Source organism: Paenibacillus sp. HJGM_3 (assembly GCF_045062745.1).
Classification (GTDB): Bacteria; Bacillota; Bacilli; order Paenibacillales; family NBRC-103111; genus Paenibacillus_AA.
The window spans coordinates 99,653-106,265 of record NZ_JBJGED010000026.1; the positions used below are offsets into that span (position 1 = coordinate 99,653).

Annotated in this window: 6 protein-coding genes; 2 read left to right on the plus strand and 4 right to left on the minus strand. The window is 55.0% G+C overall.

All coding sequences use genetic code 11. The features are described from left to right. Positions 1 to 19: 19 nt before the first annotated feature. Positions 20 to 1,366: an FtsW/RodA/SpoVE family cell cycle protein gene (locus ACI5FR_RS25075; RefSeq protein ID WP_405459495.1), complete on the minus strand. Its 1,347-nt coding sequence runs from the start codon at positions 1,364 to 1,366 to the stop codon at positions 20 to 22. Continuing rightward, positions 1,366 to 1,701, minus strand: a complete 336-nt coding sequence (locus ACI5FR_RS25080; RefSeq protein WP_405459497.1) for a PadR family transcriptional regulator — start codon at positions 1,699 to 1,701, stop codon at positions 1,366 to 1,368. Before ACI5FR_RS25080 ends, ACI5FR_RS25075 begins: the two co-directional genes overlap by 1 nt. 186 nt (positions 1,702 to 1,887) lie before the next feature. Between ACI5FR_RS25080 and ACI5FR_RS25085 the strand changes: the two genes are divergently transcribed. Beyond that, the gene (locus ACI5FR_RS25085; protein WP_405459500.1) at positions 1,888 to 3,168 is read left to right on the plus strand and encodes an acyl-CoA thioester hydrolase/BAAT C-terminal domain-containing protein; all 1,281 of its coding nucleotides are present in this window, start codon (positions 1,888 to 1,890) and stop codon (positions 3,166 to 3,168) included. Here ACI5FR_RS25085 and ACI5FR_RS25090 read toward each other — a convergent pair. After that, positions 3,165 to 3,998, minus strand: coding sequence for a phytanoyl-CoA dioxygenase family protein (locus tag ACI5FR_RS25090; protein WP_405459502.1), 834 nt, complete (start codon positions 3,996 to 3,998; stop codon positions 3,165 to 3,167). The genes ACI5FR_RS25085 and ACI5FR_RS25090 overlap by 4 nt on opposite strands. A gap of 211 nt (positions 3,999 to 4,209) precedes the next feature. Here ACI5FR_RS25090 and ACI5FR_RS25095 point away from each other — a divergent pair, with 211 nt between their 5' ends. Beyond that, positions 4,210 to 4,905, plus strand: a complete 696-nt coding sequence (locus ACI5FR_RS25095; RefSeq protein ID WP_405459505.1) for a DUF3105 domain-containing protein — start codon at positions 4,210 to 4,212, stop codon at positions 4,903 to 4,905. A gap of 443 nt (positions 4,906 to 5,348) precedes the next feature. On the opposite strand, the gene ACI5FR_RS25100 is transcribed toward ACI5FR_RS25095, so the two are convergent. Then, complete coding sequence (locus ACI5FR_RS25100; RefSeq protein WP_405459507.1) at positions 5,349 to 6,026, minus strand: DUF559 domain-containing protein; 678 nt, start codon at positions 6,024 to 6,026, stop codon at positions 5,349 to 5,351. Positions 6,027 to 6,613 lie beyond the last annotated feature (587 nt).

Consider the following 6,613-nt stretch of genomic DNA (forward strand, 5'->3'; position numbering starts at 1 on the left):
CCTCGCAACCCGAACCGTGCTAACGGCTCGCACGTCTAGGAACTGGCGGTGCTGAACGGATCATATCCTTGCGCCGATAAATGCTCATCATGAGGCCGAGCGCCGCCATTTCCGCTACGGTGTTCACCCCGCCGAATCCTAGGAGCGGCAACTGGATCGTCATGAGGGGCACCCATCCGAGCGTCATCGCCATCGACCAGGCGAACTTCATGCCCAGCCAAGCGCCGAATCCGGTCAGGATGGTTTGGCCGTAAGGGTCCGCTACCAGCTTGGCCGCCCGGGCGATGCGTTGCAGCAGCAAGGCTGCCGCGAGGAAGACCGCGATTCCGCCCAACCAGCCGAAGACGGCGATGAGATACGGGTACAGCATGTCCGAGTGGAGGCCCGGCAGCCGGGAAGCGGCCTGTACTCCGATTCCATGCCCCAACCATCCAGCCTCGCGGATGATTGAGAGCGATTGGACGATCATATACCCCGCCCCTTGCGAATCGGCATAAGGGTCGACGTAGCTACTCCATCGCATCTGCAGATACGAGTTATCTCGTAGCAGGAAGATCGAGCCTAGCAGCCCCAACATATGCACGATAGGAATTCCGATACGAACCGCTCGGGAGACGTAAATCCTGGCGAACAGCAGGTAGGCGACCGCTACGTACATCAAATTGCTAATGAAGTCCGGAGCCAAAAGGGTGATGAAGAACGGCGGCAGCACATAAGAGATCCACAGCTTCCACCAGGCCATAGAAGTGCCGTGCCGAACCAAGATCCCGCTAAGGGCGACGATCAGTACATATGGGCTTAGCGCGATGATATCCAGCCTCAGGCCGAACATATCCAGATACCGCCGGGAGCCGTTGACCTCGAGTCCCGTCAAGCAAGTAACCAGCATCAGCGCGATCATCCCCCAGAAGATCGGGACGGAGTAACGCGATAGCTTGCGGTAATCGATCCATCGGATCGCCAGGAGCATGAACAATCCCAAGCCCCAATAGATCGCCTTTTTCTCGAAAAGGTGGAACGGGTACAAGTGGGACAGAGCCATCTGGGACCGATCGGCCGAATACATCAGCACGAGCGAAAATCCGATGATCAGCCCGAGCAGCATGACCAGGCTCCAATCGGTCTTCGGGCGGTGGATCCGATTCAGGCGCGCTCCGGCTTCCGCTGGATCGCCCATGTGCTGCACGGCCTTGCGCAGGGCGTCTTCGCGCTCGATCTCGGGTGAATGGGCCATCATCTCGTCTGCCAGCTCCTCCACATGCCCGGCCAGCTCTTCCCTGATGTCCCTGTGCAGCTCCACGGCTTTGATCCTCGCGCACACGTCGCGTATGTATTGTTGCACAAGGGGATGAATATCCCTGACCATTAGACCGCCCCTCCTTCGCCCAGCACTTGATTCACGGCCCGGCTGAAGCGGGTCCACTCCTGCTTTTTCTCCCCGAGCTTACGCCGCCCAAGCTCCGTAATGACGTAATACTTCCGCTTGCGGCCTTCGACCTCGCTCCAGTACGTCTCCACCTCACGGTCCGACTCCAAAGCATGCAAAATCGGATACAGCGTCCCCTCCTTCATCAGGAACAGCCCGCTCGACAGCCGTTCGAGTTCTTTCGCGATTTCGTATCCATACATCGGTTTGCGGTCGAGCAGACTGAGGATCAGGATCACGGTGCTTCCTTTCATCAGCTCTTTGTTCACACGCATATGATTCAGCTCCTTTCTAGGGGTGATCTTTCACACCAAAGACACATTGAATTCAGATGCATCGTATATCTATGTATAAGAGTACAAGATTGTTCACCCGATTGCAATCCTTGACTTCGTGAGCTGCTTCCTCCTACTGAAGGAGAAATATGGTACGATGAAGGAAGTACGGGAGGAGGAAACCGATTGATTGGGCAACCCCGCATTAGCGTCACTCCGAATCCGGCGATGCTGGACGAGCCGGCCGACATACGTATCAGCGGTGCCCCTGCGAATGCTTGGATTACGGTCCGGGCTGCCGTTCGGGACAACTGGGGTACGGATTGGGAATCGTTCGGGGAATTTTGGGTAGATTCGCGAGGAGAATGCCGCGTCGCGGTACAGATTCCCCGGGAAGGTACATACCGCTGCGCGGATCCGATGGGGCTCATCTGGTCGATGGTGCGCAAGGGAACCGATCCAGCCCATCGCACTCCGTTCGCACCGCTGCAGACGAAGCTTAATGTGCTCGTCAACGGGGAGAAGGTTGCCGAGACAGTCTGGACCCGCTGGATGATCGCGCCACATGTGGTACGCACTCCCGTTAGGGAAAACGGACTCGTCGGAACCTTTTTCGTACCGGACTCTGGCGGTCCCTATCCCGCTATCGTCGTGCTGGGCGGTTCGGAAGGAGGGTTGAGGGAGAATAACGCGGCGCTGCTCGCCGCGCATGGGTTCGCGGCGCTGGCGCTCGCTTACTTCAAGGCAGGGGCACTGCCGCAGCAGTTGATGCATATTCCCTTGGAGTACATTCATTCCGGTATCCGATGGCTGCAGGCCCAGCCGAATGTCGCGGCAGCTAAATTAGGGATCGTGGGTACGTCCAGAGGCGGAGAGTTGGCGCTATTGTGCGCCAGCCTGTTCCCGGAGATCCGGGCGGTAGTAGGGCTCGTTCCGAGTCATGTTGTGAACGGAGGCCTCGGACAAGCACCTAGCGGGGAAAGACCGTTCGCATGGACCTGGAAAGGGGCCGGGATCCCCTACATGGACTCTCCGGCGCCGCTGGAAGTCAGGCAGGAACTGAAACGGCAGAGGGAAGCGGGAGAGCCGCTGCAGTACAGGCCGTATTTTCTAAGCCAACTCGTGGATGAGGCTAGGGTGGATGAAGTGAAGATTCCGGTTCACGATATTCAAGGCCCCGTGCTTCTCGTCTCCGGGGGCGATGACCGGATGTGGCCCTCCTCCATTTATTGCGAACGGATCATCGAGCAGCTGGCCCGACACAACCATCCGTATGAGAGGATGCACCTGCTCTATCCGGAGGCCGGGCACTTGATTTATGCCCCATACGGTCCCATGACCGACCGGGGCAACGAATACGTCATGGGCGGTACCCCGGAAGTCGATGCGAAGGCGCAGGCTGATGCGTGGCCGGAGATCGTAGCCTTCTTGACCCGGTCGCTCGGCGAACCGACGCTCGCGCGCTAACATTCCGCTTGCGTCATCTCGTTTGTAAACGCCAGCTTATACTGCTCGGGCGTCATCTTCACCGCCGATAACGGCGCGTAGTGGAATTGTAGTGCTCGACGACGCTGGTTCGACAAGTTCGGCGGCGTGCCGTGATGGAGCAGACCGGAGAAGATCATCAGCCCGCCGGGCTTGAGCGGAACGGTCTCGTCGCGCGGGATGTCGACTGAGGCGTCGCATAGCTGCCAGTCGCGTACCGAGTAATGCGGGACCGGTCCTTCGCGGTGCGAGCCCGGTATGACATGCATGCATCCGTTCTCGTGTGTCGCTTCATCGAGGGCGATCCAGACGCCGGCCACCATTCTTGTGAAAGAAAAGTTCGGATACGCCATGTCCTGGTGCCACGGCTTCTCGATCCCGGCGTCCGGGGACGGCGGCTTGAGCAGCGCCTGGTCTTCGCAGAAACGCGCATCCTCGCCGAAAATTCGGTTCAGAATGCCCAGAACGGCAGGATGGTAGCAGATGCGATGCAAGGCCGGACAATGATCAATGAACTTGTGCAGCTTGCGCACGACGAATTCCCGCTCCTCCGGCGTGCTCCATTGGGCATCGCGCATGAGCTGAATTTTGGGTCCGACGATCCGGCCATGAATGACATCGGTGATGTCCTGAAGCGCATCTCGCACTTCCTCAGGCGTGAGGACCTGTTCGATCGCGACATAACCGAGCTCCTTGTACTTCCTCAGAGAATCGTCGGTGAAGTCCTCGGGCTTGCTCAGGCGGTGGGGTGCGATTTTATCGAATCGGTACAGCTGTTCCTTGATTAAAACCGGATCCGCGGCGGGCTTCATAGGTCGCTGCCTCCTCATTGAGTTGATAGCTCTATCGTACTGGAACCGAACCCGGCATGGAATGGAACAGCTTGCTCCGGGATGTTGTGAACCGTATATTTCGGTGATCTCTGCAATGGATGTGGCGGCATTTACTAGCTGCTATACATTGATAAGATACATATGAAAAGTTATAATGCTAGAAGAGTCCAATAGGGGGAGGCCGCTAATTTTGACACTTACGTACGTCATAGCCGGAGTGGTCGTGCTGTTAGCGAGTATCGGCGGTTACATCTACGCCTCGTCGGTGAGCAAGCAGAATACGAGCCGGTTGAAGAAGGAACAGAAAGCTCAGCTTCACCAGAAAACCAAGGTGATTCAACGCATAGGGCATGCGCTGCTCGCGGTATCGATTCTATTATTTTTGGCGGCCCTGATGCAAAATGCGAGAAAATACAGCATCGAGAACTTGAACTATAAAGCCGCGATTGAAGTGACGCAAGATCGCAATTACGGCGAAGGCCATACCGATAGTCCGGTGAACTATGAAATGAAATTTCCGACTTCCGGCCAGCACAGTCCACACGATCTGAAATACGGCTTCTATGAGGAAAAGCCGCAGACCGAGAAGCTCGTCCATAATATGGAGCACGGCGATATTCTTATTTATTACCGGACGGATTTACCCGAGGAGCAGCTCAAGATCGTGAAGCGCTTGACCAAGTTCGAGAAGGCGGGCTCCGGCGTTTTGGCCGTCCCGAGCAACGATGTTCCGGCCGAGGCGGGCGTATGGGTGACGGCGTGGACCAAGACGCTTCAACTGAAGGCGTTCGACGAAAAGCAGATCGGCACGTTCATCTATGAGAATATAAATCGGGGTCCTGAAGTGATCCCGCCTGAGACTCGTCGAGGCGGCGGGACGATGTAAGGGAGGAGGCAGCCGAAAGGCTGTCTTTTTTGTTGTATAAGATAAGGAAAACCCCAGTTCAACTGGGTCCAGTAAAGCTTATAACTAGGAATAGTCATACCTTGAATAAGATGGGAGCCGGTCTGCCAACCGCTACCATGAATTCAGGAGGACAAGGGAACAGAGCCGTCTAGCACATACGAAATGGTGCTGCAATATCAAATCATAGTCGAGGTAGAAGCGTGCCCTTTTGCATTTCAAGCAGCTTGAGGAGCAGGCGCAGCGCACTCTGTCAGTCGTCAGAGTGCGCTTTGCTTTTGCGGGGGCTGTGATGGAGGGGAATGAAAGCGGTGGGATATGATGAGGAGCGTTTAAGTCTATAAGGTTGGGATGCGTAGAAACTTGTTGTACTTGGAAGGTGAGGCTTTGGGGAATATTAGTTAAGTTGGCTTTCCAGGTATGCGTTATTGCTGTGATTCGGCTAAGGATTGAACCAGCGTGTAGGAGCGAATACGCTTAACAGATGCATGCGGGGCGAACAGTCCTTCATCCACGAAACGGCGCATCCACTGGACGGCAGACGCCCGGCTAATCTCGAATGCGCCTGCCACTTGGGAAGGCGTTAGTCGACCCGAATTCCGACTCGCCATATCGATAACGTAATTTCGCCGGAGCGACCAATGGTCTACCTCTTTGGCCGTTATTCTTCCGTGCGTAAGGGACCACCAATGACCGATGGCCTGCTTGATTTGGCGTTCGCACACTTGGGGAGTTTTCTCCACCTGATTCGCAGAAAATCTCAGCACGATCCAGCCTGCCAGGACAAGATCATTCTGACGGGCGAGATGATCGTCGAACTCTGCCGGGGATATGTTCCGTGCATGAGTTGTGAAACCGTCGATTTCGATCAGCAGTTTGATTCCATGCAGAATATAGACGAAATCAATGAATCGCTGTCCCCCCTTAAAGTCCCGAAACGGATACTCCGCACGAAGCCCCTCGAAATTGAACTGAAACCCAGGTCCCCATACTTGCCTAAGAAAGAGCACCTCAACCTCCCCCAGCTTGCTGCGGTATGACCCGAGTCGCGTGGCTTCCCGCTCGAATTGCTCGATAAAAGCCCGCAGGTTCGGATGGTCCATCTATTGCATCTCCTCCATTCGTCGTTATGCCCAGTGAGAAAACAAAAAACACCCCAAACAGACGTTAGTCTGTTTACAGGGTGTTCTTCACTCCGGCATACTATAACCTTAGTACACCAAAATTGAGCGAAAATCACAAACAGGTTGTGGGATCGTCGCGAGAAATGGGTCCATGGAATGAACTTGTTAGGCAAAGTTTACAAATAAGCATAGTACCTTAACATGATTCCGCTGTTTACGGCAACAAATGATCGGATTGTAAGGCTATCTTCGGCTAAAAGTAAACCGCGCTTTAGTATTAACCGAAGATTGGCTTACAAAAAGGTGCGGACGGCCGAAAAGGTGCTCAGATAGTATATTTACCCTAACAATTTGTAAACTTTGGTTTACAAGGCGGTGCGGACGGCGGGAAAGGTGCCCAGATTGTAAATTCACCCATACAAAAGTGTAAACTTCGGTCTACAGGGCGGCGCGGATGGCCGGAAAGTTGCCCGGATAGTAAATCTATCCGTTACTACTTAGGTAGCGCAAGATTAAAAGTGGAAATGCCCTCGATAGGCTAGCTGAAGGGAAGCAATAATCGGTCG

What these genes read in the sequence shown, in the direction of transcription:
- ACI5FR_RS25075 (WP_405459495.1), bottom strand. Translation starts at nt 1,366, where the DNA reads ATGGTCAGGGATATTCATCCCCTTGTGCAACAATACATACGCGACGTG.
- ACI5FR_RS25090 (WP_405459502.1), bottom strand. Translation starts at nt 3,998, where the DNA reads ATGAAGCCCGCCGCGGATCCGGTTTTAATCAAGGAACAGCTGTACCGA.
- ACI5FR_RS25100 (WP_405459507.1), bottom strand. Translation starts at nt 6,026, where the DNA reads ATGGACCATCCGAACCTGCGGGCTTTTATCGAGCAATTCGAGCGGGAA.
- ACI5FR_RS25080 (WP_405459497.1), bottom strand. Translation starts at nt 1,701, where the DNA reads ATGCGTGTGAACAAAGAGCTGATGAAAGGAAGCACCGTGATCCTGATC.